24 protein-coding genes and 2 pseudogenes are annotated in these 25,632 nt (G+C 73.9%); 12 read left to right on the top strand and 14 right to left on the bottom strand.

The window, feature by feature from the left end:
* Window positions 1–42: 42 nt before the first annotated feature.
* The 3 genes from IE318_RS22790 to IE318_RS22780 all read left to right on the top strand — a co-directional run bounded on the left by IE318_RS22790 (window position 43) and on the right by IE318_RS22780 (window position 1,717).
* Window positions 43–588 (top strand): hypothetical protein, encoded by a 546-nt coding sequence (locus IE318_RS22790; protein WP_030175364.1) that lies wholly within the window; start codon window positions 43–45, stop codon window positions 586–588.
* Between the two features lie 480 nt (window positions 589–1,068).
* The gene (locus tag IE318_RS22785) at window positions 1,069–1,314 is read left to right on the top strand and encodes a WhiB family transcriptional regulator (RefSeq protein WP_189903163.1); all 246 of its coding nucleotides are present in this window, start codon (window positions 1,069–1,071) and stop codon (window positions 1,312–1,314) included.
* 145 nt (window positions 1,315–1,459) lie between these two features.
* Window positions 1,460–1,717 (top strand): DUF5133 domain-containing protein, encoded by a 258-nt coding sequence (locus tag IE318_RS22780; protein ID WP_030175369.1) that lies wholly within the window; start codon window positions 1,460–1,462, stop codon window positions 1,715–1,717.
* Window positions 1,718–1,790: 73 nt separating this feature from the next.
* On the opposite strand, the gene tgmB is transcribed toward IE318_RS22780, so the two are convergent.
* Window positions 1,791–2,774 (bottom strand): ATP-grasp ribosomal peptide maturase, encoded by a 984-nt coding sequence (gene tgmB / locus IE318_RS22775; protein WP_189903161.1) that lies wholly within the window; start codon window positions 2,772–2,774, stop codon window positions 1,791–1,793.
* Window positions 2,775–2,789: 15 nt separating this feature from the next.
* Window positions 2,790–2,981 carry a putative ATP-grasp-modified RiPP gene (tgmA, locus tag IE318_RS22770; protein ID WP_030175376.1) on the bottom strand — a complete coding sequence of 64 codons (192 nt, stop codon included), beginning with the start codon at window positions 2,979–2,981 and terminating at the stop codon, window positions 2,790–2,792.
* Between the two features lie 296 nt (window positions 2,982–3,277).
* Between tgmA and IE318_RS22765 the strand changes: the two genes are divergently transcribed.
* Window positions 3,278–4,351 carry a hypothetical protein gene (locus IE318_RS22765; RefSeq protein ID WP_189903159.1) on the top strand — a complete coding sequence of 358 codons (1,074 nt, stop codon included), beginning with the start codon at window positions 3,278–3,280 and terminating at the stop codon, window positions 4,349–4,351.
* Between the two features lie 36 nt (window positions 4,352–4,387).
* Here the strand turns inward: IE318_RS22765 and IE318_RS22760 are convergent, their stop codons facing one another.
* Window positions 4,388–5,566, bottom strand: coding sequence for a hypothetical protein (locus IE318_RS22760; RefSeq protein WP_189903157.1), 1,179 nt, complete (start codon window positions 5,564–5,566; stop codon window positions 4,388–4,390).
* Window positions 5,567–5,866: 300 nt separating this feature from the next.
* Here IE318_RS22760 and IE318_RS22755 point away from each other — a divergent pair, with 300 nt between their 5' ends.
* Window positions 5,867–6,106 (top strand): chaplin, encoded by a 240-nt coding sequence (locus tag IE318_RS22755; protein WP_189903155.1) that lies wholly within the window; start codon window positions 5,867–5,869, stop codon window positions 6,104–6,106.
* A gap of 291 nt (window positions 6,107–6,397) precedes the next feature.
* Here IE318_RS22755 and IE318_RS22750 read toward each other — a convergent pair whose 3' ends face one another.
* A complete protein-coding gene (locus IE318_RS22750) occupies window positions 6,398–7,762 on the bottom strand; it encodes an FAD-dependent oxidoreductase (RefSeq protein WP_189903153.1) in 1,365 nt (454 codons plus the stop codon).
* Between the two features lie 183 nt (window positions 7,763–7,945).
* On the opposite strand from IE318_RS22750, the gene IE318_RS22745 reads away from it, so the two are divergent.
* Window positions 7,946–8,836 (top strand): DMT family transporter, encoded by an 891-nt coding sequence (locus tag IE318_RS22745; RefSeq protein ID WP_189903151.1) that lies wholly within the window; start codon window positions 7,946–7,948, stop codon window positions 8,834–8,836.
* A gap of 150 nt (window positions 8,837–8,986) precedes the next feature.
* Here the strand turns inward: IE318_RS22745 and IE318_RS22740 are convergent, their stop codons facing one another.
* The 3 genes and pseudogenes from IE318_RS22740 to IE318_RS22730 form a co-directional block, all read right to left on the bottom strand.
* A complete protein-coding gene (locus tag IE318_RS22740) occupies window positions 8,987–9,832 on the bottom strand; it encodes an RNA polymerase sigma factor SigF (RefSeq protein WP_189903149.1) in 846 nt (281 codons plus the stop codon).
* Between the two features lie 102 nt (window positions 9,833–9,934).
* Window positions 9,935–11,404 (bottom strand): FAD-dependent oxidoreductase, encoded by a 1,470-nt coding sequence (locus IE318_RS22735; RefSeq protein WP_051844391.1) that lies wholly within the window; start codon window positions 11,402–11,404, stop codon window positions 9,935–9,937.
* Window positions 11,405–11,817: 413 nt separating this feature from the next.
* Window positions 11,818–12,960, bottom strand: a pseudogene (locus IE318_RS22730) (polysaccharide pyruvyl transferase family protein); the annotation flags it as partial.
* 253 nt (window positions 12,961–13,213) lie between these two features.
* Here IE318_RS22730 and IE318_RS22725 point away from each other — a divergent pair.
* A complete protein-coding gene (locus IE318_RS22725) occupies window positions 13,214–14,728 on the top strand; it encodes an MFS transporter (RefSeq protein ID WP_189903147.1) in 1,515 nt (504 codons plus the stop codon).
* A 36-nt stretch (window positions 14,729–14,764) separates the two neighbouring features.
* On the opposite strand, the gene IE318_RS22720 is transcribed toward IE318_RS22725, so the two are convergent.
* Together IE318_RS22720 and IE318_RS22715 are read right to left on the bottom strand one after the other, a co-directional pair.
* Window positions 14,765–15,301, bottom strand: coding sequence for a hypothetical protein (locus tag IE318_RS22720; protein WP_189903145.1), 537 nt, complete (start codon window positions 15,299–15,301; stop codon window positions 14,765–14,767).
* A 15-nt stretch (window positions 15,302–15,316) separates the two neighbouring features.
* On the bottom strand, window positions 15,317–15,850 hold the full coding sequence (locus IE318_RS22715; RefSeq protein WP_189903144.1) for a DoxX family protein: 534 nt from the start codon (window positions 15,848–15,850) through the stop codon (window positions 15,317–15,319).
* A 348-nt stretch (window positions 15,851–16,198) separates the two neighbouring features.
* Between IE318_RS22715 and IE318_RS22710 the strand changes: the two genes are divergently transcribed.
* From IE318_RS22710 to IE318_RS22700, 3 genes and pseudogenes are all read left to right on the top strand, one after another.
* A complete protein-coding gene (locus tag IE318_RS22710; RefSeq protein WP_189903142.1) occupies window positions 16,199–16,717 on the top strand; it encodes a hypothetical protein in 519 nt (172 codons plus the stop codon).
* An 84-nt stretch (window positions 16,718–16,801) separates the two neighbouring features.
* Window positions 16,802–18,133, top strand: a pseudogene (locus tag IE318_RS22705) (cytochrome P450); the annotation flags it as partial.
* Window positions 18,134–18,262: 129 nt separating this feature from the next.
* Window positions 18,263–18,826, top strand: a complete 564-nt coding sequence (locus IE318_RS22700; protein WP_189903250.1) for a hemerythrin domain-containing protein — start codon at window positions 18,263–18,265, stop codon at window positions 18,824–18,826.
* 48 nt (window positions 18,827–18,874) lie between these two features.
* Here the strand turns inward: IE318_RS22700 and IE318_RS22695 are convergent, their stop codons facing one another.
* Window positions 18,875–19,786 carry an SCO6745 family protein gene (locus IE318_RS22695; protein ID WP_189903140.1) on the bottom strand — a complete coding sequence of 304 codons (912 nt, stop codon included), beginning with the start codon at window positions 19,784–19,786 and terminating at the stop codon, window positions 18,875–18,877.
* Between the two features lie 168 nt (window positions 19,787–19,954).
* On the opposite strand from IE318_RS22695, the gene IE318_RS22690 reads away from it, so the two are divergent.
* Window positions 19,955–20,974, top strand: coding sequence for a hypothetical protein (locus tag IE318_RS22690; RefSeq protein WP_189903138.1), 1,020 nt, complete (start codon window positions 19,955–19,957; stop codon window positions 20,972–20,974).
* Between the two features lie 90 nt (window positions 20,975–21,064).
* Here the strand turns inward: IE318_RS22690 and IE318_RS22685 are convergent, their stop codons facing one another.
* From IE318_RS22685 to IE318_RS22675, 3 genes are all read right to left on the bottom strand, one after another.
* Entirely contained in the window at window positions 21,065–21,391 is a 327-nt protein-coding gene (locus IE318_RS22685) for a hypothetical protein (RefSeq protein ID WP_189903136.1), read from the bottom strand.
* Window positions 21,388–21,723: a hypothetical protein gene (locus tag IE318_RS22680; RefSeq protein ID WP_189903134.1), complete on the bottom strand. Its 336-nt coding sequence runs from the start codon at window positions 21,721–21,723 to the stop codon at window positions 21,388–21,390. Before IE318_RS22680 ends, IE318_RS22685 begins: the two co-directional genes overlap by 4 nt.
* 127 nt (window positions 21,724–21,850) lie before the next feature.
* Window positions 21,851–23,080: a PP2C family protein-serine/threonine phosphatase gene (locus IE318_RS22675; RefSeq protein WP_308438591.1), complete on the bottom strand. Its 1,230-nt coding sequence runs from the start codon at window positions 23,078–23,080 to the stop codon at window positions 21,851–21,853.
* A gap of 256 nt (window positions 23,081–23,336) precedes the next feature.
* On the opposite strand from IE318_RS22675, the gene IE318_RS22670 reads away from it, so the two are divergent.
* Entirely contained in the window at window positions 23,337–24,149 is an 813-nt protein-coding gene (locus IE318_RS22670; RefSeq protein ID WP_189903248.1) for an SAM-dependent methyltransferase, read from the top strand.
* Window positions 24,150–24,186: 37 nt separating this feature from the next.
* Here IE318_RS22670 and IE318_RS22665 read toward each other — a convergent pair whose 3' ends face one another.
* The gene (locus IE318_RS22665; protein WP_229903692.1) at window positions 24,187–25,575 is read right to left on the bottom strand and encodes a C40 family peptidase; all 1,389 of its coding nucleotides are present in this window, start codon (window positions 25,573–25,575) and stop codon (window positions 24,187–24,189) included.
* Window positions 25,576–25,632: the final 57 nt, after the last annotated feature.

Here is a 25,632-nt window from a genome sequence, read left to right as displayed (position 1 = left end):
ACCCTCCCCCCCCGTACGCCCGCCGCGGAAAGGCCCGACGCCATGCGCACCGCACCGACGGAGCAGCCGAGCACACAGCGCACCGACCGCGCGACGACCCCGACCGGCGTGGCCGCCACCACGCCCCTTTCGGCACTGGGACAGGTGCCCTGGAGCGAGATCAGGGACTCCACCGGTCCCGCGAGCGCCATCCCCCAGCTGCTGCGCAGCGTGGCCCGTGGAGAGGCGGAGGCCGCCCGGGCCGCACTGGAGGACCTGCGCACCCGTATCTGCCAGTACGGCTTCGTGGTGGAACAGGCGACCGCCGCCACGGTCCCGTTCCTGTGGGAGCTCGCCCAGCTGCCGCACGTGACCTGCCGGGCGCAGATCCTCCAGCTGCTCAAGAACATCGCCGACGCCCGCCAGTGGGAGTCCGTCGCCGCCGTCTACCCCAAACTCCTCAACCACCGTGAGAACCCCGTGGTGTGGGAGCGCAGGGCGCGGCAGGCCGTCCGGGCCCGACGTGGTGCCCTGCGGACGTTGCTGGCGGAACAGGACCGGGAGATCACCCGGGTCTCCGGCGAGCTCGCCGACGCCCTCGCCGACTGAGCGGGCGCCGACCTCCTGGCCGACCGTGCGGGCGCGGACGCCCTGCCGATCGTACGAGCGCCGAAGCCTTGGCCGGCCGTGCGAACGCCGGCAGTTCACCGTCGACCCCGGGCCGGCACCTCGCCGTGCGCCCGGGCAGCCCGGGTCCCCGCGCGGGCGCGGAGATTTCCCCGCCGAACCACCGCCGTCGCCGCAAGCCGTGCGCCCTGGGCGGCTCATGACGGCTTGTTCTTCTGCCCGGCTGCTGCGTGCCGTTGACACAATCTTGGCCGAAGGCCCTCAAAGCACCTATATTGCGGATACCTCTGCCGGGTCGTGCGGCGCCGAGACGCCGTAGACGGGAGCTGCCCGGACATGTGCGGCCGAGTGTTCAGCGGAGGCCCCGGTGAGCGTCACCCAAGGAATCGAGCGCGGTGCGCGAGTCCGTCGCGCGCCGCTCCACGCGTCCCGCACCACGAGCGGTGCGACGGAGAAGTGGCCATGAACTGGCGCGAGCACGGAGCGTGCCGCTTCGAGGACCCCGAACTCTTCTTCCCGCTCGGGGACGGCGTTCTGTCGCTGCGGCAGACGGAACAGGCCCGCGCGGTGTGCCGACGGTGCCCCGTACTGCGCGAGTGCCTGGCCTTCGCCCTGCGCAACAGTGAGTACGACGGCGTCTGGGGCGGCATGACCGCGGGGGAGCGCCGCGCCAGAGTGCGCGGCAGATCCGAGGACCGCCGCCGATGACGGCCGACGGGTCCCCGACGTCGATCCACTGTTGATCCACCGGAAATCGACGGAATCCGGACAATCATGTGCCGCTAGGCGGTCGGTATGCATGGCACGGCGTGCCTGGGGCATACGCAGGAAAAATTCGAGAGAGGGGCGCTCCGTGCTGGTTCCGGACCCGAAGGTCGTCAGGACGTTGCTGACTCGGTACGCATCGCTGAAGATCGCTCAGGCGGAGAGGGAGCGGGCCGAGACGGCTCGGGAGCTGGAGGACGTCAGTTACACGTTGTGCGTCATGATGGGCACCACCAGCATCGACGACGCCATCGCCCGGGCGGACGCGCTGCTGCTCGCCGCCGGCCGCGCGGCACAGGCCCCCACGGACCCCGACGGGGCGGACGACCTGTCCCTGGCCGTGTGACGTCCGGGGCGACCGTCCGGGACCTCCGCGACACTTCATGGCACTGAGTGCCGACGCGGCGCACCGCCGTCGGTCAAGGGGCGACGGTGCGCCGGTCGTCGACATGCCCGGGCTCCCCCGGGGCGGAGCGGGCCAGCCACGCGGCGATGGTGCGGGCGATGGGCAGGCCGGTCTCCACCTCGACGAACCCGAACTGACCCGACTGGTTGCACTCCAGGAACCACCAGGTCCCGTCGGCGTCCTCGGCGAAGTCGAAGGCGCCGTACGCCAGTTCTGCCTCCTTCAGATAGCGGCGCACGGTCGCCGCCACGCGCGGCGGCACCTCCACCGGCAGCCAGTCAGTGGCGGAGGAGGCGAAGCGGACGTCCACCTCGTCCGGGTCCGCGTCCGCCGGGGTCGCCTTCCGGGCGGCCAGCAGCGTCTCGCCGACCGCGGTCAGCCGGATGTCGGCCCGCTTGACGATCCGCCGTTGCAGCAGAGTCGGGCCGTAGGCCACCGCCGCGAAGTCCGTGTCCGGTGCGACACGGCTGGCCGGCACCGCCCTCGGCGGGTCCTGCGGATGCGCGCCGGAGACCGGCTTGACCACCAGATCCGGGAACCGCTCGGCGAACTCCCGGGCCACCTGCGGAAAGGTCGTGATGAGCGTGGCCGGCACCGGCAGGCCGCAGCGCTGCGCCAGCCTCAGCTGCCACGGCTTGTGCCGGGCACGCCGTGCCGCGTCGGGATGGTTCATCCAGCGCGCCCCGCTGCCGCGCAGCATGCCGTAGAGCGCCTGTGACGCCTCCTCGGTGAGCCAGGCCGAGGGCTCGGGCGCCCGGGCGGCCGGGACTCCCGGCCGGCGCACCCAGACGGACCGCAGGCCGTTCATGCTCACCAGCCGCCCCCCGGCGGACAGATGGCCGCGGAAGGAGCCGTGCACATACTCGCCCGAGAGGGCGGCGCCCGCGGTCAGATCGGCCGGATCCAGCCGGACCACCGGGACCGAGGAGGCGTTCAGGTGCACCACCACCATGTCCGCCGTCACGTCCTCCTCGCCGGTGAGGATGAGTACGGTCATCGTTGCCGGCCGTATTCAGTCGTCGAAGTGCGTCTTGGAGCCCGCCGTGGAGGTGGTGGTGCCCAGTTCCCTCAGCAGCGCGTGGTCGCAGGCGGCGATCCGGCCGTCGAGGAGCACGTTCAGCTGCAGTCCGGAGTCGTAGACGTACGGCGTGGCGGCCTCGCGTTCCACGGCCGGACGTGCGTAGTTGAGCGCGAACGGTTGCATCGTCTCTCCCCTGTCGGTGCAGCCGCGATCAAGCGGTGGTCGTCCTTGCGGCGTCGCTTGGCCCGCTGACTTCGTTTCGGGTTCCCGAGACTTATACGAATCGAACGGGTGAATGGTTTCCTTACGGAGCGTAGTCAGGGCGCTCGGGACCCGCGCGAGCCCGCTCTGCGGCCCGCTCACCCCTGTGGCGCACCCGGGTGGCGAACGGGCAGAGCCGGCTCTTGTAATGGTCAGGGTAAGTCGCGTGCCGCACTTCGGGGTTGCAGGAGCGGCCGCACCCCTCCCCTGGAGCCCAGATGACCACCCGCCCTTCACCACCCCAGTCGGACCAGTCCGTCATCTCCTTCACCGAGGAGGTCCCCTGGGCCGGACCGCCCGGCGGGACGGCGGGCGGCGGCGAGGGCGCGGGTGAGCGCGTGGACGGCGACGCGGCACGCGGACTGATGCGGGCCGCCGTCGGCGACCGCAGCGTGGAGGAGGTCGCCCGGCTCGTCACCCTGCTCCGGGAGTCGCGGGAGTACGCGGACGCCGCCGGCCCCGTACTGCGCGCGGTCGCGGTGGACCGCCCCGTGGAGGAGGTGGCCCGGCTGGTCGCCGAGCTGACCCGGCCGCCGTATCCGGCCGACAGCGCCGACGACACGATCCGCGCCGCGGTCGAACACCGCTGCGTCGAGGACGTCACCCGGCTGGTGACCCTGCTGCACCGGGAACCCCAACTGCCGCACTGCGGACGGGAAGCGGTCCGGGCGGCGACCGACGCCCGCAGCTCGGAGGACCTCGTGGAACTGATCGGCCGGCTCGCCCGCGACCGGGACCCCGCGCAGCCCCACGGCGCCGGCCAGACGCCGGTGCTCCCCGGCGAGGAGCCGATGACCGCGGCGACCCGAACCGGCGAACACTCGGGAGTCCCGGACGCGCCCGAGGCCGAAGGAACGGACAGCGGCACACGGCGCTCCGGCGGGTGGAAGGGCCGGCTGGCGTTCTGGCCCAGCTGGCTGGCCGCGGCGGCACTCGTGGTGTGCGGCGCGGCCCACTTCCCGCGCCGCGAGGGCGCGCCCGTCTACGCCTACGGCATGACCTTCGCGGCCTCCGCGCTGTGCGGGATGCTCGCCCTCGCGCTCGCCCTGCGGCCCGGGGTGGTGGTGCTGGTCGCGGGAGCGGTGGTGCCAGGAGCCCTGGCCGCCCTCTGGTACGTCGAAGGCCGGTTCGCCCCGGCGGAGTTGTCCCGGGCACTGGCGATCACCCTGGCTCCGCCGGCGAGCGCCGGGCTCACCGCGGTGTGCGCGTCCCTGGCCTCGCTGGCCGCCCTCTCCCTGCTGCTGATGGTGCAGGTGGCCGAGAGGCATCCGGCTCCACGGCCCTCCGGCTGAACCGGAACGTCCGTGCGGGCGTGCCGGAGGGCGGGGTCAGGATCCGGTGGGGCGGTCCGAGGGGCCGGATGAGGGGGCGGCGTCCCCGGAGTCCTCTTGCTCGGGGACCGTGCCGGGGCGCGGCGACAGGGCCGAGCCCCGAAGCCGCTCCAGGCCACGCGCCAGTTGCCGGAACGGGGAGCCCGTGCCCGAACGGGGCGGCTTCCGCGCGGGTGGCACGCCCTCGGCCCCGCCCTCGCGGAGGACGGCGAGGGCTTCGTGGGCCCGCTCGGCCGCCTCGCGGTACAGGTCCCGGGACTTCGTCATCGCCTCCAGGGCCTCGGCGTACATGGCCACCAGCTCACGGGCGTGGGCGAGCTCCTCCTCCGTCGTCCTCAGGTGCCACTGCTCCCGCAGCGCGGTCAGGGCGTCGTCGGCGCCGTCCGGCAAGGGCCGTTGCAGCGCGGCGAACCGCGTGATCGCGTCGAGGAGATCGGCCGGCTCGGTGCCGTCCAGGAAGACGCTGCGCACGGAGAACTCCTGCGCCTCGTAGCCGGGCGCCGCCGGGTGTCCGGGCAGGACGACGGCGCCGCCGCGGGGCACCCGGGTGCCGAAGTCGTCCAGCACCCAGTTGACGGCCCTGAGGCGCTGCGGTGCGGCACGGTGCTCCACGACCCGGTGCCGCAGGCCCTCCGGCAGCGGCCCCAGCAGCGTCGCACGGCCGCGTTCGTCGGGAGTCATGGCCTCGTGCACGACGACATGCACGCACCAGCTGTCACGTACCGCGTGCCGCAGCACGCGCCGGAGCTCCTTGTCGTCGTCCGGGAGCGGGTTGACGTCTCCCAGGCGCAGTCCGGTGACGGCCTCCCGGTCCCAGCCGGCGTCGGGCCGCTGCGGCCAGAACATGGCCGCGGGGGACGGCCACCGTGGGTCCCACGCCCGTTCGGCCTCCGCCACCAGCACCCAGTCCCGCTCCTCGGCGGAGCCGCGGTGGGGCGACAGGGCGAGCCGGGCGCGTACGGTCACCTCGCCGGGCGCGAGCCAGCGGGCCTCGAAGACGTGTTCGCGGGCGGGGTCGGCGTCGTCGGGTTCGAGATGACTGTGGATGACGTCGTCGGCCTTGAGCTTCTCCAGGTGGCGCCGTACGGCGTCCGCCGCGCCGGGACCGATGTGGCGGCCGCGCGCCGACCACACCGTGGGCGGGGCCGCGGGAGAGGAGGAGGAAGAGTTCGACATGGGCCAATCTGCGGGCGGGGACGGCGTGCGCTTTCCAGTATCAACCAGAGCGGATCATGATCGGCCGGCCGGGGGCCGCCGGGCGCGCCGGTCGGCCGGGAACGCCGCGGCGTGACGTTGACGCGCGCTCGATCTGCCTGCGGCGTCGCCCGTACGGCAGCACACCAGGTTCCCCGTTCGGTCCAACCGACGCCCGGGGAGACTGACATGTCTACTCCGTTCGGCCGTGGGGTGATGGTGCCGCGGCGGTTGACGCCCTCACTGTGGAGGCACCTGCTACTTCGAGCGACAGGAGTTCTCATGAGGATCCGAATGACGGCCGCCGCGGTCCTGGCGGGTGCGGCACTGGTGGCGGGCGCGGGCACGGCCGTCGCCGACGACGGCGCCAGCGCGACGGGCACCGCCTCCACCAGCCCGGGCCTGGTCTCCGGCAACGTCATCCAGGTCCCAGTCGACCTCGACCTGAACCTGTGCGGGACCACCGTCGACGTGATCGGTGTGCTCAATCCCGCCGCCGGGAACGCGTGCGCGACCAAGTAAGGAAGCCCCTGACGGGCAGCAGCCGAACGAGCCGTACCCCGATCCCGGGGTACGGCTCGTTCGCGCGCGGGGTCCGGTGTCCTTCCGGCACCGCAGACGGGGCACGCCCCGATGCGGATGGTGGGCGGGCCCCGTCCGCCGACCATTGTGGTCGCTGGCACCGTCCGGCGACACAGGTGTGCGGGCGCGCGGCCGAGTGGGGCGCGCACACCCCGTGCGCGGGGGTACGGGTCCCGTGCGCGGCACGCGGCACCCCGGCCGCTGCTTGCCCGCCTGCCTGCCGTTCCGGTGCTACGACCCGCTGGCCCGGAGCATGTCCTCGCGCTCGACGATCTTCACCCGCTCGCGGCCCTGGGGCTCGCCCAGCGCCTTCTCCGCGGCGTCGAGGCGGTACCAGCCCTCCCAGGTGGTGAAGCGTACGTTCCGCTCGGCCAGGAAGGCGTCGACGGCCTCCGGGCCGGGGGAGGCGGGGGTGTGCAGGCGCCCGGCCGCGTAGTCCTCCAGCAGGTTGGCGACCGTCTCGTTGGCGTCGCCCTTGGTGTGGCCGATCAGGCCCACCGGGCCACGGCGGATCCAGCCGGTGACGTACGTCGACTGCACGTGCTCGCCGCTCTCGCCGATGATCCGGCCGCCCTGGTCGGGAACCGTGCCCGTCTCGTCGTCCCACGGCAGCTTGGGCAGCGGGTCGGAGAGGTAGCCCACCGCGCGATAGACGGCGGTGACGTCCCAGTCCTTGAAGGTCCCGGTGCCCTTGACGTTGCCGGTGCCGTCGAGCTCGGTGCGCTCGGTGCGCAGGCCGGCCACCCTGCCGTCCTCGCCGAGGATCTCGGCCGGGGACTCGAAGAAGTGCAGGAACAGCTTGTGCGGCCGGTCGCCGGCATCGCGGATCGCCCAGTTCTCCAGCGTCTTGGCGACCATGTCGGCCTGCTTGTTGCCGCGCCGGGTGGCGATGGAGCCCTCGTCGTAATCGATGTCCTCGGGGTCGACGATGACCTCGATGTTCGGGGAGTGGTCCAGCTCGCGCAGCTCCATAGGGCTGAACTTCGCCTGCGCGGGACCGCGCCGACCGAACACGTGGATCTCCAGCGCCTTGTTGGCCTTCAGGCCCTCGTACACGTTCGGCGGGATCTCGGTCGGCAGCAGTTCGTCGGCCGTCTTCGCCAGGATCCGGGCCACGTCGAGGGCGACGTTGCCGACCCCGAGCACGGCGACCTTCTCGGCCTGGAGCGGCCAGGTGCGCGGCACGTCCGGGTGGCCGTCGTACCAGGAGACGAAGTCGGCGGCGCCGTAGGAGCCGTCCAGGTCGATGCCGGGTATGGGCAGTGCCCGGTCGGCCGTGGCGCCGGTGGAGAAGATCACGGCGTCGTAGAACGCGCGCAGGTCGTCCAGCGTGATGTCGCCCGGGTAGTCGACGTTGCCGAAGAGCCGGATCTGCGGCTTGTCGAGCACCTGGTGCAGCGCCGTGACGATGCCCTTGATGCGGGGGTGGTCGGGGGCGACGCCGTAGCGGATCAGTCCGAACGGCGCCGGCATCCGTTCGAAGAGGTCGATGGACACGCCCGGCTCGGCGGCCACGCCGGACTTGAGCAGGGCGTCGGCGGCGTAGATACCGGCGGGGCCGGCTCCGACGATGGCTACCCGCAGGGGGCGGGGCATGATCAGGTTCCCTTCGAGCGGTGACAGGCGACTCGACGGCAACCCTAAATTAAGGCAAACCTAAGTTGGTACGGGGGTCCGGTCTATGAGGTCATAAGGCTCGATTATGGGTTGGCAAAGGTGCAGTGATGGGTGCCGGCACCGCGGCAGGACGGGACGCGTTCCGTCGGGCATGGTGGAGCTGTGATCGGGTTGGCCGTGGGCTTCGCCGTCCTGGGGGCGGCCAGCAACGCGATGGGCACCGCCTTCCAGCGGAAGGCCGCCTCCACCGTCGCGCAGGGCGGCGGACTGCGGCTGCTGCTCGCCCTGGCGCGGCGGCCGGTCTGGCTGGCCGGCATCTGCGGAGTGCTCGCCTCGGCCATGTTCCAGGCGCTCGCGCTGGTCAACGGGCCGATGGCGCTGGTGCAACCGCTGTTCATCATGGAACTGCCGTTCGCCCTGCTGGCCGCCGGCGCCCTGATGCACCGCCGACTGCCCGGCGCCGGATGGTGGGCCGTGGCCGGCGTCGTCTGCGGTCTGGTGCTGGTCCTGGTCGCGGCCTCGCCCTCCGGGGCCGAGGACCAGGCGTCCATGGTGCGCTGGGTCCCCGCCCTGATCCTGTGCCTGGGGGCGATGGCCGCGGCGGTCGTCCTGGCGCGCCCGGGGCGTTCCCCGCTGTTCCGGGCCGCCGTACTGGCCGCCGCCGCGGCCATCGGCAATGCCCTGACCGCCGCCATGCTGAAGTCCGCGAGCGGCGTGCTGGAGGCCGAGGGCCTCGACGCCTTCCTCACCACCTGGCAGACCTACGGGTTCGCCGTCGTCGGCGTCAGCTCGCTGCTGCTGCTGGAGAACGCCCTCCAGGCCGGGTCGCTGGCGGCCTCCCAGCCGGCGCTGACCATCGGCGACGCGACGGTGAGTCTGCTGCTGGGCGTCATGCTGTTCGGCGAGCACGTCCGTACGGGCGTGTGGCTGTTGCCGGAGCTGGTGGGGGCCGGGCTCATCGCGTGGGGCGTGGTCCGGCTGACGCGTGTGGTCCCGCACGCCCAGCAGACCCTGGTCGGCGACGGCCGTACGGGCACCCGGGCGGGACGCTGACCCGCCGGACGCTCGTCCACGTCCACGTCCACGTCCACGCCCCGCCTCGGTGAGCACACGAAGCCCCGCCTCGGTGAGCACACGAAACGGGGCCGGACACCGCCCACCTCCCCAGGACGGCGGTGTCCGGCCCCTGCACCCGGTGTCCGCTCAGCCCGTGGCGAGCATTCCCTGCCGCAGCCGGGCGAGCAGGCGGCTGAGCAGACGGGACACGTGCATCTGGGAGATGCCCAGCCGCTCTCCGATCTGTGCCTGGGTGAGCTCCTCGACGAACCGCATGTGGATGATCTGCCGGTCCCGCTCGTCGAGGTCCGCCAGGAGCGGGGCCAGGCTGTGCACGTCCTCCACGAGCTCCATGGTCATGTCCTCGGCGCCGATGAAGTCGGCCAGGACGCTCTCGCCTTCCTCGCTGCCGCCGACGGCGGCGTCCAGCGAGGCGGAGGTGTAGCCGTTGGAGGCCACCATCGCGTCGACGACCTCCTGCTCGGGCAGGTTCATCAGCTCGGCCAACTCCTGCGTCGTGGGCTTGCGCCCCAGCCGGCTGCCGAGCTCCTCCGTGGCCCGGGCGAGCTCCACCCGCGCCTCCTGAAGCCGGCGCGGCACGTGCACGGCCCAGGACGTGTCCCGGAAGAAACGTTTGATTTCGCCGACGATGTAGGGCACGGCGAAGGAGGTGAACTCCACCTCGCGGGAGAGCTCGAACCGGTCGATCGCCTTGATCAGTCCGATCATGCCGACCTGGACGATGTCCTCCATCTCCTGGGGGCCCCGGCTGCGGAAGCGGCCCGCGGCGTAGCGCACCAGGGACATGTTCATCTCGATCAGCGTGTTGCGGGCGTACTGGTGCTCGTGCGTGCCCTCTTCCAGGGTCGCCAGCCGTTCGAAGAAGAGCCGCGACAGCGCCCGAGCGTCACTCGGCGCGACCTGCGAGGGGTCGGCCACCTCCGGCAGCTCCGTCCCCGCCGGAGTCACCTTTACCTCTGTGGTCACCGCCATCGTGCGTGTCCTCCCTCTGAGCCGACGCGTCGCCTGCCGTGACCGTCTCGTGATCAAGACGGGCTTCGCAGCGTGTACCCCCCTCCGGAAACCTCACACCCATTATTTCTCCGGTCGGCTCATTTCACCCGTCGGCAGCGGACCGCTTTCCGGCACCCGCAGTCGGGCGCCCTGACGTGTTAGCTCCTCCTGGACCAGGGCGTACGGCACGTCCCGCGGGCCGCGGCCCAGACGGGTGGCCAGCGCGGCGCAGACACCCGCCGCCTGCCCGGTGGCCATCGCGATGGGCATGACCCGGTACGACGAGTGCGCCACGTGCGAACCGGAGATGCAGCGCCCCGCGACGAGCAGCCGGTCGGTGCCGGACGGCAGCAGACAGCGCAGCGGGATGTCGTAGAACCGGCCCCTGGGGACACGCCTGATGACGGTACCGCTGCCCTCCGGGTTGTGGATGTCGATGGGGTAGGCGCCGTGCGCGACGACGTCCGGGAAGGACCGGGCGTCCAGGATGTCGTAGCCGGTCAGCCGGTAGTCGCCCATGACCCGGCGGGTCTCCCGGACCCCGATCTGGGTGCCGCTCTGCACCGTGTACGCCTCCTCGAAGCCCGGCACCCGTGAGCGCAGGAACCGGTCGATCTCGGCCAGCTGGCGCCGGGCCGTCCACTCGGCACGGCTGAGGTCCCACACGTCGATGCCCAGCGCGCCGGTGACCCGGGTGCTGTTGACGGCGAGCTCACGCGGGTGAGGGGTGCCGAAGAACAGGATGTCCTCGCGCGGCAGCCGCAGCTCGCCGGCCTCGGTGGCCTCCCGCACCAGGTCCCACAGCCCGTGGACGCCCCGCCACTGGTCGGGGTGGGACCGGACGTACTCCGAGAACCCCGGCCGGGCGAAGTCGGCCATGCGGAACATCAGCGTCATCGGCTGCACCCGCCCGTCCTCCCGGCGCCCCACCTCGAACGGGGCCCCGCACGAGGCGGCCACGTCACCGTCGCCGGTGCCGTCCACGACCACACCGGCGTCGATCACCACAGGGCCCGACTTGGTCTCGAAGACCACGCGCCAGCCATCGTCCAGGGGCAGCGCCGCCGACGCGAAGGAGTGGAACAGCAGCCGCACCCCCGCCTCGTCCAGCATGTCGAGCAGGACCAGCTTGAACAGCTCCGGGTCGAAGGGCACGGTGTAGCCGGTCTCCAGGGACGGCGGGATGCAGCCGCCGCGCGCGGTGAGCCGGTCCAGCAACTGCCACAGGAAGCCGGCGACCACCGGTTCGCCCTCGCCGTGGTCGGTGGGCAGCAGCCGGTCGCCCGCGCCGTTCTCGCCGAAGACCGCCTGCTTGTGCTCGTTGTGGAACGACATCAGCGGCATCACCAGCGCGACGGTCGCGTTGCCGCCGAGGAAGGCGTACCGCTCGACCAGGACCACCTCCGCGCCGGCGTCGGCCGCCGCCCACGCGGCCGCGGTGCCGGCGGGTCCGCCGCCCACCACCAGGACGTCCGTGCGGCCCCCGTGCAGGGCCGAGCGCGCGGGGAGGGTGACGGTACGCGGCTGCTCGGGGCGGCGCAGAACAGGCATCACGCCTCCTGCCCGGCTCCGCCGCTGCGCACCGCGCCGTCCTCGGGATCCGGTACGACGCCGTCCTCGGGATCCGGTACGACGCCGGGGTCGGGATCGGGTGCGGCACCTGGCACGGTCCCGGGCTCCGGTCCGGGCCTCGGCCCGGTCCCGGGGGCGGGACGCAGGAGATGCAGGCCGTGGGGCGTCGACACCGGGGTGTCGCCCACGGGAGCGCCGGCCGCCCCCACGGGATCGGCCGGGCTGCCGGGGCGCGTGGTGCCGCTGCCGGGCTCGGCGGGGCCGGCGGGGTCAGTGGGACTGCCCGGGCCGGTGGGGCTGTCGGGGCCGACGGTGGAACTGCCGGGGCCGGTGGGGTCGGTGCCCGCGGACCTGTCCGAGGCATCCACGGCCCGGTCGTCGTCGCCCTCCCGGTCCATGGCGTCGAGCAGAGCCCCGCACCGCGCGCAGGTCTCCCCGGCCAGCTCCCGCAGGGCGCGGACGCGTGCGCCCAGGTCGACCCGGCGCTGCGGGAACTCGTCCCACAGCCGGTCCACCTCCGCCAGCAGCAGCCCCACCTGCTCACGGGCCACACCCACCAGCGCCGGGGCCCCGAGCCGGCGGGCGAAGTCGAAGACCTTGCCCGCGTAGGGCAGCGGCAGGACGGGCAGGCCGGACACGGCCGCGAAGATCAGGAAGTGCAGGCGCATGCCCACCACCAGGTCCAGATGGCTCATCAGGCCCAGGACCTGCCCGGGCGTGTAGGCGCTGTGCAGGATCCGGCCCCGGTCGGGCGCGGTCATCCGGGACAGCACGGCGTGCGCGTGGCGGACGTCGTGGCGTTCCATCGGCATGAAGACCACATGGGCGTCCAGGCGGCGCACGAGAAAGTCGGCCACGTCGGCGAGCAGCGCGTGGTAGTCGCCCTCGTCCAGCTTCTCCGCGGCCCGGCCGGGCTCGCGCACGGACATCCCCACCAGCCGGGCGTCCGCCGGCACGCCCTCCTGCCGCATCATCTCCGCGGTGAACGGCTCGGGCGGCAGCAGCAGCGCCGGGTCGGCGGTGACGACCAGATCCCGTTCGACCCCGACCTCCTCCAGCACCAGCCGCGACTCCTGGTCGCGCACCACCACCTCGTCCATGGCCGCCAGTACGGTGCGCACGGCCTCGCGGTCGTCGCTCTCGTGCAGCGGGCCCGCGCCGACCGCGTAGGCGAACGTGCGGACGCCACGGAGCTGCGCCGCCCGCACCAGTTTCAGATAGCGGCGCGCCTCGCCGTCGTAGAGGATGCCGCCGCCGCCGAGGACCAGCAGGTCCAGGCCGGAGAGCACGTCGGTGACCTGCCTCTGCGGCACGCCCTCCCAGGGCACCACCTCGTCTGCCATCGACTGGTGTGCGCGGGTGTGCTCGGCGTCGCGGCTGAAGACGATCAGGTGGGCCTGGGGACGGTGACCGCGCAGGCAGCCGAGGACGCACTGGAGGATGGCTTCGTCGCCGATGTTGTAGCCGCCGTAGGAGCCCAGCAGGCCGATGCGCGGGGCCCGTGAGCGGGGCGTCCGGTGCGGTGAGGTGGTCATCCGGAACTCCCGTTCCGTGGAGCAGGCTGCGGTCGGGGGACGGCACTGTGCGGATGTGCGGGCCGAGTTGCCTTCACCTCACGAGGAAAACACCTCCGCCGCCGTCCGGCAGCCGCTGTCTGTCCGGGTGGAGCAGTGACGCCGCCCTTTCCAGGTGAGGTGTTCCACCTCGGTTCACAGGGGAACGCGCCACTTCGGCACGCCGCAACGAGATGAACGGTGCGTGCCGGGGCCGCAACCAGGAGGAGCGTTCGTGGACAGGGACACGCGGGCGGGCCGACGCGGCGGCGCGCCGGGCGGCCCGGCCGACCCCGGACGCTGGAAGGCCCTGTGGGTCACCCTGACGACGGGCTTCATGAGCCTGCTGGATGTGACGATCGTGGCCGTGGCGCTGCCGTCGATGCAGCGCGACCTGCATGCCTCGGCGTCCTCCGTGCAGTGGGTGGTGTCCGGATACGCCCTCACGTTCGCCCTCGCCCTGGTACCGGCGGGCCGAGTGGGTGACGCGGTGGGCAGACGCCGCATCTTCCTGTGCGCCCTGGCCGGGTTCGTGCTGTGCAGCGCCGCGGCGGGCGCCGCGCCCACGATCGCCTGGCTCGTCGTGGCCCGGCTCGCGCAGGGCGCCTGCGCGGGATGCCTCGCCCCGCAGAACTCCGCCCTGATCCAGCAGATGTTCCGCGGCGCCGAACGCGGCCGGGCCTTCGGGCTCTTCGGCGCCACGGTGGGCGTCTCCAGCGCCGTCGGACCGATCACCGGCGGCCTGATCCTGGCACTGGCGCACGGCGCGCAGGGCTGGCGCTGGATCTTCTACGTCAACGTACCGGTCGGCGCGGTCGCACTGCTGCTGGGGCTGCGGCTGCTGCCCCGTGTCGCCCCCGGCCGCCGGGAACGCCTCGACCTGCCGGGCGTGGCCCTGCTCGGCGCCGGAGTCCTGGCCTGGATGCTGCCGCTGGTCTTCGCCGAGAGCGGCGGACTGCGCCGGCTGTGGTGGCTGTTCCCGGTGGGCCTGGCACTCCTGGCCTGCTTCGCGCGCTGGGAGCGGCGGGTGTCGGCACGCGAGGGCCGGCCCCTGCTGGATCCCCGGCTGCTCACCGGTACGCGCGGTTACGCCCTGGGGACGGCGCTGGGCGCGCTGTACTTCGTGGGATTCAGCGGGGTGTGGCTGGTGTTCGCCCTGTTCTTCCAGAACGGCCTCGGCTACGAGCCGCTGCGCTCCGGTCTCGCGGTGACGCCGTTCGCGATCGGCTCGGCCGCGGCGGCGGTGGTGGCCGGGCGGCTGGTGGAGCGGCTGGGCCGGCTGCTGACCGTCTGCGGGCTGGTGGCGGTGATGGCGGGGCTGGCCGCGACGGCGCTGGTGCTGCGCTCCGCCCCGCCCGACGTCATGACGTGGCTCGCCGCGCCCGCCCTCTTCGTCGGCGGACTGGGCAGTGGCTGCGTGATCTCCCCGAACGTGACGATGACGCTGCGCGAGGTGCCGGTGCGGATGGCCGGTGCGGCGGGCGGCGCGCTCCAGACCGGCCAGCGCCTGGGCGGCGCCGTGGGTACGGCCGCCCTCCCGGGCCTGTTCTACCTGGTGCTCGGCTCGAGCGGCAGGGACTTCCGGGAGGCGGTGGCGCTGTCGGTGGGCGCCGCTCTCGTCGCCATGCTGGCAGCCCTGACGATCGCCGTCCTCGACTGGCGCCGGGACTCCTCCCGCACCGCGCGCTGCCACCCCCGCAGAATCCCCGAACAGCCCACCCCTGCCTGCCGGTGCGGCGGCCGGGAGTGAAGTGATGGGGGAGGGGCGATACCGCGCCGGTCCCGGTCACGGGCCCCGGAACGTCTCCGCCGCCCGACGCGCGCGCAGGTCGTCGATCGTGCGCAGCTGTTCCCGGGCCCGATCCAGGAGCCCGTCGAGCTGGTGCGGGTCGAGGCGCCGCTCGTGGTCGGCGAGCGCCCGGAGCGTGTCCCAGGCGCAGATCTTTCCCTGCACGCCGATCTGCAGCAGTTCCAGCTCCAGTAGGGAACTCAGCGGCGAGCGCCGGAGCAGGGAGCCGTTGCTCTTCAGCCGTCCGGCCCGCTCGCCGAGCCGCCCGGCGTAGACCTTGTAGCGCCGCACGGGCAGTTCCAGCCGCCGCATGACGGCCAGCAGGCTCCTGCGGTCCTCGGCGATCGCGGTGGCGATCGGCGCCACCGCGGCGCCGAGGTCGGACCCCCGGCACGCGGTGGCGAGGTGCCGGGCCCGCTCGGCGCCCATGGTCGCGCCCGCCAGATGGTCGTTGAGGTAGATCCCGAGCAAGGTGTAGCCGTTCTGCCCGGCGAGCCCCGTAAGGAAGGGTATGGAGCGTCCCTGGTCGTTCATGGCGTGTCCCAACGATCAGCCGGGCAGCTTGGCGCGTATGCCGCCGATCGTGGCGGCCGGACCCGCGGTCGCACGGACGGTGCGGCGTACCAGGCCCGCCTCCCGCTGGAGTTCACGGGCCGTGCGCCGGCCGCGCCACAGCAACGAGGGCGCACCGCCGCTGTCGTCCGCCGCGATCAGCAGGCCGCCCAGCATGGAGAGGTTCTTCAGGAAGTGGACGAGCTGCTGGGAGCGCTCGGCGGGGTCGTCGGCCTCCCAGAACCGGTGTCCCGCCAGCGTGGTCGGCACCAGCGTGCCCGCGAGGGCCAGCGCGCAGAGCCGGGGCAGCCGCCCGACGGCCAGCATGGCGCCCGCGGCGACCTGCACGCCGCCGCTCAGCCGCACGACGTGTTCGGTCCTCTCCGGCAGCACCGGCACGCGCGCCCGGATCGGCCGTACGACGGGCTCGGCGGCCGGGGCCACGTCCTGGGGCTTGCGGACGGAGTTGATCCCTCCGACGACGAACATGGAGGCGAGCAGGGGCCGACCGGCCAGGCGCAGCAGACTCATGGTCCTCTCCAAGGGGTGCGGGGCATGGGGCGTATTGGTGTACGGCGTTCGCCGAGTTCCCGGGCCGGACGCGCGCAATCGAGAGGGACGGGCGGGAAGCGTGTCCGCCGAAGGGGCGACAGAGGCGTACACGAAGGGGCGAAAAGAAGCCGCGAGAAGGGGCCGAAGGGACGCGGAGGGGGTGCGCTCCGGTCTGCGGACGGCCGAAATGTAGTACAACCTTTTTCTTGTTTCGGGACATCGCCAATCTTCCGGGACATTACGGAACCGACGTGTGCCGAGCCGTGTCTTACCTGCCGACCAGGGCCGGGAACCGCCCGGCCCGCCATTCGCTGGGGGAGCACCCATATGTCCACGCGTGTGCGCAGCCGCCGCGGTCTTGTCACCGCCTCCGCCCTGGCCGGGGCCCTCTGCCTGGGCGCCGTGACGCCGGCGCTGGCCGGGACCGGCACCACCCACACCACCGACGGCGCCGGCCGTACGGCATCCGTGCCCACGGCCCAGGGCGACCCGCGCGCCGTGACCCAGCGGGTCGCCGACTTCTACGGCGCCTACATCGACACGGTCTGGGACGGCGAGGACCCGGCCGCCGGCGCGAGCCTGAAGGCGCTGAAGAGCTTCTACCTGTCCGCCGACGCTCGCCGGAAGGTGGCCGCCTACGAGGCCAGGGAGCACGCGGACGGGATCCTGTTCGCCCAGAACGTGCCGGTGAAGTGGAAGGTGGCCTACACCGGGTCGGGCGCGGGCCAAGCCACCAGCAGGGTGACGCTCGTCTGGAGCGACCGCAGGGACGCCCAGGTGACGCGGATCGACGTCCGCTCCGACCTGAAGACCCGCAAGATCACCGACCTGAGGCTCGTCCGCTGACGTCCGCTGACGTCAGCTGATCGTTCCCGGGGTCCGGATCCCGCACCGGGGTTCCCGCAGGGCGCCCTGGGCACTCGGGCCTGCATGGACGCCCTTCGACGCCCCTCACGGCCCCTGACCGACCAGACGCTCTCCCTGTTCGCCGGGGGCTATGCCTGGCTGCCTCGGCGCATGCGGGAGAGCAATCCGCGGGTGGTCACCGAGCGGGCGGTCCGGACCCGGCTCATGGGCCGCCCCGCCCTCGCCGTGCGCGGTCCGGAAGCCGTGCGCTTCTTCTACGACGAGCGCAACGTCCGCCGCCACGACGCGATCCCGGAACCCGTCCTGGACACGCTTTTCGGTCAGGACGCCGTACACACGCTCGACGGCGAGGAACACCGGGAGCGCAAGCGGCTGTTCCTGCCGCTGCTGCACGCCGCCCGGATCGCCGGCGTCGTCGAGGAGGCCGCGGCGGCATGGGACGAGGCCGCGGCCGGCTGGGCGCGGCGCGACCGCGTCGTGCTGTTCGACGAGGCGGCCGTGGTGCTCACGCGCGGTGTGTGCCGCTGGGCCGGTGTCCCCCTGGCGGAAGCGGACGCGGAGACGTATGCGAAGACGCACGCGGACACGGATGCCGCGGCGACGGCCCGCGACCTGATCGCGATGGTCGACGGCTTCGCCACCCTGGGACCGGGCCACTGGCGGGCCCGGCGCGCCCGCGCCCGGCAGGAGGAGCGGCTGACCCGTCTGGTACGGGACGTGCGTTCCGGCCGTGCCGCGGCCCCGGCCGGTTCCATGCTGGAGCGGGTCGTCCGACACCGTGACGCCGACGGGGAGTCGCTGCCACCGCGGACGGCCGCGGTCGAGCTGCTCAACGTGCTCCGTCCCACGGCCGCCGTCAGCTGGTTCGTCGCGTTCGCCGCCCACGCGCTGCACCGCCGGCCCGAGACGCGCGCACGGCTGCGTGAGGGCGATGCCGCCTACGCCGCCGCGTTCGCCCACGAGGTGCGCCGCTTCTACCCGTTCGCCCCCTTCCTCGGGGGCCTGGCCGTCCGGGACCTGTCCTGGCAGGGGCAGCCGGTTCCCGAGGGCGGCATGGTGCTCCTCGACGTCTACGGGCAGAACCACGACGCGGACCTCTGGGGCGACCCGTACGCCTTCCGGCCGCAGCGCTTCCTGGAACACCCGGCCCAGCGCGACGAGCTGATCCCGCAGGGTGGGGGTGACCCGTGGACCGGTCACCGGTGCCCCGGTGAGGGGGTCGTCCTCGGCCTGCTGGAGTCCCTCGCGGTGCGCCTGGCCCGCCTGGAGTACGACGTCCCCGACCAGGACCTCCGGATCCCGCTGCGCCGTGTTCCGGCCCGTCCGCGCAGCGGCTTCGTCATCAGCGGCGTACACGCACCGAACCGCCGTACGGCGGCGGCCGTGGCGGCGGGTGGTGTGGCGGCCGGTGGTGTGGCGGCGGAGGACGGCGGTGTGGCGCGGACCGGCGCGGGAACCCGACCGGCGGTCCACCGGGGGCCACACCATCCGATACGCCACCCTCGAACACCAAGGAGCGCTGCCATGGGACACGGCGGAGACGTCATCAACGAACTGACCACCGACCACCGCGAGGTCGAGGAGATCTTCGCCCAGATCGAGGCCCTCCCGGCCGGCGACAAGCGGCGCAAGAACCTGGCGGACCAGGCCACGATCGAACTGGTCCGGCACTCCGTGGCCGAGGAGATGTACCTGTACCCGGCGGTCCGCCGGTGGGTGCCGGACGGCGACGCGATCGCCGACCGGGAGATCCAGGACCACGCGGAGGCCGAGCGGACGATGAAGGACCTGGAGGGCTGCCGCCCCGACGAGGCGCGGTTCGACGAGCTCATGGGCCGCCTGATGCGGGAGATCCGGGAACACCTGACGGACGAGGAACAGAACCTCTTCCCCCAGCTGCGTCAGGCCGCGACCCCCGAGGACCTGGAGCAGCTCGGCGAGAAGGTGCGCACCGCCAAGAAGACGGCCCCGACGAGGCCGCACCCCACGGCCCCGGACACACCGCCCGCGAACAAGCTCCTGGCTCCCGGCGCCGGCATGGTCGACCGGATCAGGGACGCGCTGTCCGGCCGCGGGAAGACGGACTGACGCCGGTCGAGGCCGACCGACGTCGACTGCCGCCGGCCGGGGGCGGGTTCACCCGCTGCCGGTGCCGGTGGCCCCGGTGGCGGCGGGTGAGGCGTTCCACAGGGCGCCGGTGAGGCCCACCGGGTTCCCGGCCGGGATCAGGCCGGTGTGCAGCACCGTCTTGGCCAGCGGTTCGAGGAGATCGGCCAGGCGCGCGCCGCCGTCGGTGCCCAGGGCGCTCCACGGCTGCCGGGCGGCCGCGTCCGTCCGTGCCTCCACCTCGGTGTGGACGGCGGCTCCGGCGGCGGTCAGCGTGCCGTCCCCGGCGAGCAAGCCGCGTTCGCGCAGATCGTCCTCGGCCGCCCGCCAGGCCGTCAGGTCCCACTTGCGGGTCTCCCGCAGCAGCGTCGCGTCGGACTCGCCGGCGGCGCACTTCAGCACCATCGCGGCCACGGGGCCGAGGCCATGGGCGACCAGCACGGCCACATGTCCGTCGCCCCGGTGTTCGCGCAGGGTCGTCAGGGCCTGCCAGAGCCGGACGTGCGGCAGCGCGGGCCGGGCGAGCGCCTGGTTGGCGGCGCCGAGCACCCGTCCCGCGGTGTCGGCCGCCGCGGCCGCCCGCCATGCCAGGTCCGCCGCCTCGGTCAGCTGCGGACCGGTGACGGCGTCCCGGCCGAGCAGGCGGGTCAGGGCGGCGTCCACCGCCTCCTGCCGGGCCGCGAGGGCGTCGGCCGGGGCCGTGTACCGCCAGGCGTCCGGCAGGGCCCGCGCCACGCGGTCCGGGTGGAAGACGTAGAAGGAGCTCGTGACGACGGGAGCGGGCACGACGCCGAGGGGGGCGGCGCGCAGCGCGAAGTACCCCATCCAGAAGCCGCGCAGCCCCAGCGCGTCCGCCGCCCGACGGGCCTCGGGCGCGAAGTACACAAGGCCGTGGACCGGTTCGTAGCGCTCCCACAGCGCCCGTGCCAGGACGTCGGTCATGCCGGATCATCTCCGTTCGTCGGCTCCGGAGCAGCATGCGTCATGACAGGCGTCATAACAACCCCGTACCCACCTGGCACCACCGGAACCGGCCACCGAATCCCCCTGCCGGGCGCGGGAGACGGGCGCGGGCGGGCGGTCGGCGTGCGCCCGACGGACACTGAGGAAATGACCCGTCGGCCGGACGCCGGGGCGCGGCCCGTCGAGCGCCGCGCCGTGCTGCCGGCCACGGCGGGAGCGCTGCTCGGCGTCGCGGGCTGCACCGGCCGTACCACCGCCGGACGCGCCGGGACCGCCACCCCCGCCCCGACCGGATCAATCCCGTCCCCGGCCGGGTCGTCGTCGAGCGTGCCCGCCGCGCTGCCCCGCACCACGCCGTGGCGCCCCGGCCCCACCGAGATCCACCCCGAGGTGAAACGGCGAGCCGTCGAACTCGTCGAGGCGATCGGCGCCTGGCACACCGGCAAGGGCGGCCCCGCCGCGGCCAGGGCCGAGGTCGCCGCCCTGCACCTGCCCACCGCCCTCGTCGCACAGGCGGGCCCGCTGCTGCCCTCCGCCGACGAGGCGGTGCTGCAGGTGATCGACGCCCAGTACGGCGGGATCCTCGCCGACTCGGCCAGCGTGCTCGTGGTGTGCCGGCAATGGACCCGGCACGGCGCCACGGTCCGGGCGGGCGGCACGACCGTGGACGTACGGCTGGCGCGGACCGTGAGCGGATGGACGGTCACCGCCCTGCACCCCGCCCGCCCCGGTGCTCCCTCGGCGGCTCCGCGGGCCGGGGTCCGCGAGGTGCTGGCCGACTCCCGGATCGTGCTGCCGCCCGCGGCCCAGGCGGACGTGCGGAGCGGCCAGGTCCACGACAGCGTCCTGACCGCGATGCGGCGCCCGGCGGGGACGTACCGGATGTACGTGAGCGTGGTCCGCTCCGGGCATCCGCTGGACGTCTTCGGTACCAGCAGGCCCAGCGACCACCCGCGCGGGCGCGCCTTCGACGTCCGGCAGATCGACGGGCACGCGGTCGTCGACCCGCGCACGCCCCGCTCCCTCGAGCGCTTCATGCACGGCGCGGCCGCGGCCGGCTCCTACGACGTCGGCGGCCTGGTCCAGCTCTCCGGCGGCACCACGCCCGACCAGTTCTTCAGCGACGCCACGCACCACGACCACGTGCACATCGGCTTCCGCGACTGAGACGGACCCCGGGCGACCGAGGAGCCGCGCGCCGGGCCTGGCGTGCAGGGCGTGCACGGTGACCGCGTCGGCAGGCCGGTCCGGGGCGGGTCAGGCCAGCGCCACCAGGACCGCGGCCACCACCGTGAGCGCCGCCATCGGCACCATGACCAGGCGGGCGCGGTGCACCCAGGCCGGCAGGTCCGCCCGCCGCGACCGGGAACGGCCGCTCCCGTGCCCGATGCCCGGTTCGGCGAGGGCGAGTCCCGGGCCGAGCAGCGCGCGGCACCAGGGGCAGTCTCCGTCCTCCCATGCCTCCCTGCCGCGCTCGGTGACAGGACGCGGCCACGGCGACGTACGCGGCCACGGCGACGTACGCGGCCACGCCGACGTACGCGGGCGCCGTGGTGGCACCGCCGTCACGTCGGCCGGCCTCACAGGACCAGGATCCCGCGCGGCACCGGCACCGCGGGGACCGTCCCGGGCATCGCCGCCGCCTCCGCCGCTCGCGCCGCCGACCCCGCACCTGCCCCCGCGCCCGCTCCCTTGCCCCTGTCCGGGAGGAGTCCGCCCGCTCCGGTGCCCCAGGGGCGAAGCAGCGGCTTGCCGGGCTCGCGCCCCGCCGGGGCGCAGGGCGGAGGCGAGCCGGCCTCCGCGAACGACGCCCAGCGCACTCCGGAGGGATGGGGGCCGCCGGTCAGTTCCGCGTAGGGCCGGTCCGCCGGCGGGTGGCCGAGGGAGGGCGGCACGGCCCGAGAAGTGCTGTCCATGCCGAAGCAACGCCGGTCGCCCCCCGTCCGTACGCGCCGTGGCCCGCTCCCTCACCGCATCAGGTGAGGAGACCGCTCGAACGGACGCGTCCGCTCATGCGACAAGCAGCCCGGCGGGCCGCCTCGTTCACCCAGGAGTCAGCTCGGCCAGCAGCAGCGTCCGGTCGTCGCCGCCGTCGGCCCCGGACTCCGTCAACAGCCGCCCGCACAGGGACGGCAGGGCGTCCGGGTGCGCGAGGTCCGGCACGGTGGCGGCGCCGGCGTCGAGGGTCCGGGCGAGACGGGAGATGCCCTCGTCGATGTCACTGGTACGGGACTCCACCAGCCCGTCGCTGTAGAGCAGCACGAGGGCCGGTTCGGACAGGTGCAGCACCGTCGGCTCGTAGCGGTCCGTGCCCAGTCCGAGAGGCAGGCCCGCGGTGGTGAGCTCGACCCGCGCCGCCGGGCCGCCGGGCCCGCGGACCAGTGGTGGCGGGTGGCCCGCCCCGACGAAGGTGCAGGTGCGCAGATCCGCGTCCCACTCCGCGTACATGCAGGTGGCGAAGGAGGCGCCGGGCGTGGCGCCGGCCACCGCGTCCAGCCGGTGCATCAGCTCCGTCGGGCCGATGTCCAGCGCCGCCAGGGTACGGACGGCGGTGCGCAGCTGGATCATGGCGACGGCGGACTCCGGCCCGTGGCCCATGGCGTCGCCGACGACCATGCCGAGCCTGTGGCCGGCCCGGGGCAGCACGTCGTACCAGTCACCGCCGATGACGTTGTCCTGCCCGGCGGGCCGGTAGCCGTGGGCGACCCGGCAGCCCGCGAAGGCCTGACCGGTGTCGGGCAGCAGGCTGCGGCGGATGGCCAGCGCCGTGCGGCGCTCCCGTTCGTAGCGCCGGGCGTTGTCGAGCGCCACACAGGCCCGGGCGCCGAGCGACTCGACGGCGACGGCGTCGCCGCGCGCGAAGGGCTCCCGGTCCGGGCCGCGGGTGCAGGCGATGAAACCGACGGCCGTGCCGCGCAGCCGGAGCGGGACGATGAGGAAGGACACGCAGTTCAGCAGGGACTCCATCCCCGCGTCGCCGGGACCGGTCTTGCGCAGCCGTTCGAGGGTGTGCCCGTCCACACCGTCGAGCAGCTGCGACTGCCCGCCGGCGACGGCCCGCGCGTACGGCGTCTCGCGGGGGAAGACCAGGACCTCGCCGGCCGGCAGCAGATGCTCCCACTCCTCCGAGGCGTCGGACCCCACGCGCAGGGCGAGCCGGCGGGCCTCGATCTGCGGCGGATCGGCCGTCCTGTGCGGCTGCTCCTCCAGCAGCCAGCGTTGCAGCAGGTACACCGAGGCCGCGTCGCAGAACCCCGGTGCGAGGGCGTGCACGACATGACGGCCCGTCAGCCCCAGGTCGAGCTCGCTGCCGATGGCGTCGGCGGCGGGCGAGAAGTACCCGCGGTGGTGGCCGCGGCGACGCGGCGGCGCGACGAGGGGAGTGCCGTCGGGTTCCGTGGGTTCACTGCGTTCGGTGTTACGCAGGGTCGTTTGCCTTCCGGGTGGGGCCGGTAGCGGTGGAGAGTGCCGTGGGCAACTATATGATCCCTGGTCAAGTTCGGTGGAGAACATGGGGAGTTGGTTGGCGATGCGGGACGAGGACGTGCTGCCGCGGGACGTGGATCCGGGCAAGGCCAGCGTGGCCCGGATGTACGACGCCATGCTGGGTGGCGAGCACAACTTCGCCATCGACCGGGAGGCGGTGGCGGCCTTCACGGCGATCGACCCGCAGGTGCGCACCCTGGCCCGCGCCAACCGCGCCTTCCTGGGCCGTGCGGTGCGTTTCCTGGTCGACGCGGGCGTGCGCCAGTTCATCGACCTCGGCTCCGGCATCCCCACCCAGGGCAACGTCCACGAGGTCGCCCAGGCCGGCGCGCCCGGCGCGAGGGTGGTGTACGTCGACAACGACCCGGTGGCCGTCGCGCACAGCGAGGCGCTGCTCGCCGACAACGCGGACGCGACGATCGTGTCCGCCGACATCCGGCGCCCAGCCGACGTCCTGTCCTCGCCCGGCGTACGGAAACTGATCGACTTCGAGCAGCCGGTAGCCGTCCTGATGATCACGATTCTGCACTTCATCACGCGGGAGGAGGCCCCGGCGGGGATCGTGGCGGCCTTCCGGGACGCGCTGCCGGAGGGCAGCTGGCTGGCCCTGACCCACGCCACGGACGAGGACCGCCCGGACACGGCCGCCGCCGTGGGGCAGCTCTACCGGGACCGGGCCACCTCCCCGGTCACCGCCCGCTCCCACGACGAGATCGCATCCCTCTTCGACGGCTTCGACCTGGTCGAACCCGGCCTGGTGCATGTCCCGCTGTGGCGCCCCGACCGGCAGGAGGACGTCCCCGAGAACCCGTCGCAGTACTGGGTGTACGCGGGGGTCGGGCGCAAGAGCCGGTGACCACCGCGGGCGCGGGCGCGGCTCGAGGACCGGCTCCTCAGGCGGGCCGTCTCGCGCCGTGGATGGCCTGGGGGCCCGCGAAGAAGATCGACTCCTCGCGGATCGACGCCCCCGGGGTGGGGGCGTGGACCATCGTGCCGTTGCCCGTGTACAGCCCCACATGGACGGCGTCGCCGTAGAAGAAGACCAGGTCGCCGGGCCGGAGTTCGGCGAGGTCGATCGCCGTGCCGGACGCGGCCTGCTGCTGGGCGGTGCGCGGCAGTGCCACCCCGGCGACCCGCCAGGCGGCCTGGGTGAGGCTGGAGCAGTCGTAGGAGCCCGGCCCGGTCGCGCCCCAGACGCACGGTCTGCCGATCTGCGCGCGGGCGAACGTCAGCGCCCGGGCCGCCTTCCGCTCGTACGCCGAGCCGGCGGACGAGTCGTACGCCGAGTCGCTGCCCGAGTCGTACGCCGAGTCGCTGCCCGAGTCGTACGCCGGGTCGACTCCGGCGTCCGGCCGGATGTCCGCGCCGGCGTCCGCCCAGGTGTACGGGCCGGCGAGGGCCGGACCCGTCTCCGGCGCCGCGGGTGCGAACTCCGAGGCGGAGGCGGGCCAGGGGTCCTGAGGTGTTGTGGGCCAGGGCTCCTCGGCCGGCCGGGCTTCGACGGCGGGCGGCGCGCTCTGGAGCGCTGCGGCCTGCCGGGACAACAGGTCGCGTGCGTCGGAGAGTTTCCCGCGGAGCCGGTCCTTGGCGGGTCGCAGCGCCGGCTGCGGCGGCCGGGCGACGGAGCCGGACAGAGCACGGGACACCTCGGGGCCGGTGCCGGGCGCGGCCGACGGCTCCGGGGTCGGCGCGGCGGGCAACGACCGTACGTCACTCTCCGGGGCCGGGGCCGGGGCCGGGGCTGGGGTCGGCGTCGGCAGTCCCGTGGTCAGCTCCGGAAGTTGACGGAGTGTCATGGGCGTTGCCGGGCCCGCCGTCAATTCCAGGAGGGGCGAGGGGGCGCCCGGCCGGGCGCCGGGGCCGAGGGCAGGCAGGCGGCCCGAGCCGTCACCCGGACCGCTCCCGGCCTCCGCCGTAGGGGAGTCGACCGGACGCGGTCGTGGCCGTGGCGTGCGGTCGGGCGGCAGGGCCGCCGGGACGGACGGACCCAGCTGGGCGCGGGCCGTGTCGAACCAGCGCCTGGCCACGCCGTCCAGCGCGGACGCGGACAGCTCGGAGGCGTCCTGCGGCGCGGGAGAGACCCGCGTGCGCCGCCCCCGGTTCATCGCGCGGGTCGCGTTGTAGTTGCCGGTGGCGGTCTCGGCCCGGTCGTAGAGGCTGCTGACCCGCCGCTGGACCTCGGCGCGGCTGGGCCCGTCGTCGTTCCGGGCCGTCGACGGGGAGGAGTCGCGCGGGCCGGGGAGGCCGATGCCTCCCGAGCGCGAGATGCGTTCCGGCGCCAAGGAAGACGTGCTCCTTCCGTAGGCCGCACGTGGCCCGACTCACCACGATGTCGATCG

The organism is Streptomyces spiralis (assembly GCF_014654675.1).
Taxonomy (GTDB): domain Bacteria; phylum Actinomycetota; class Actinomycetes; order Streptomycetales; family Streptomycetaceae; genus Streptomyces; species Streptomyces spiralis.
Note: the sequence above shows the minus strand (reverse complement) of the source record. Positions and strands in the feature narration are given on the sequence as shown.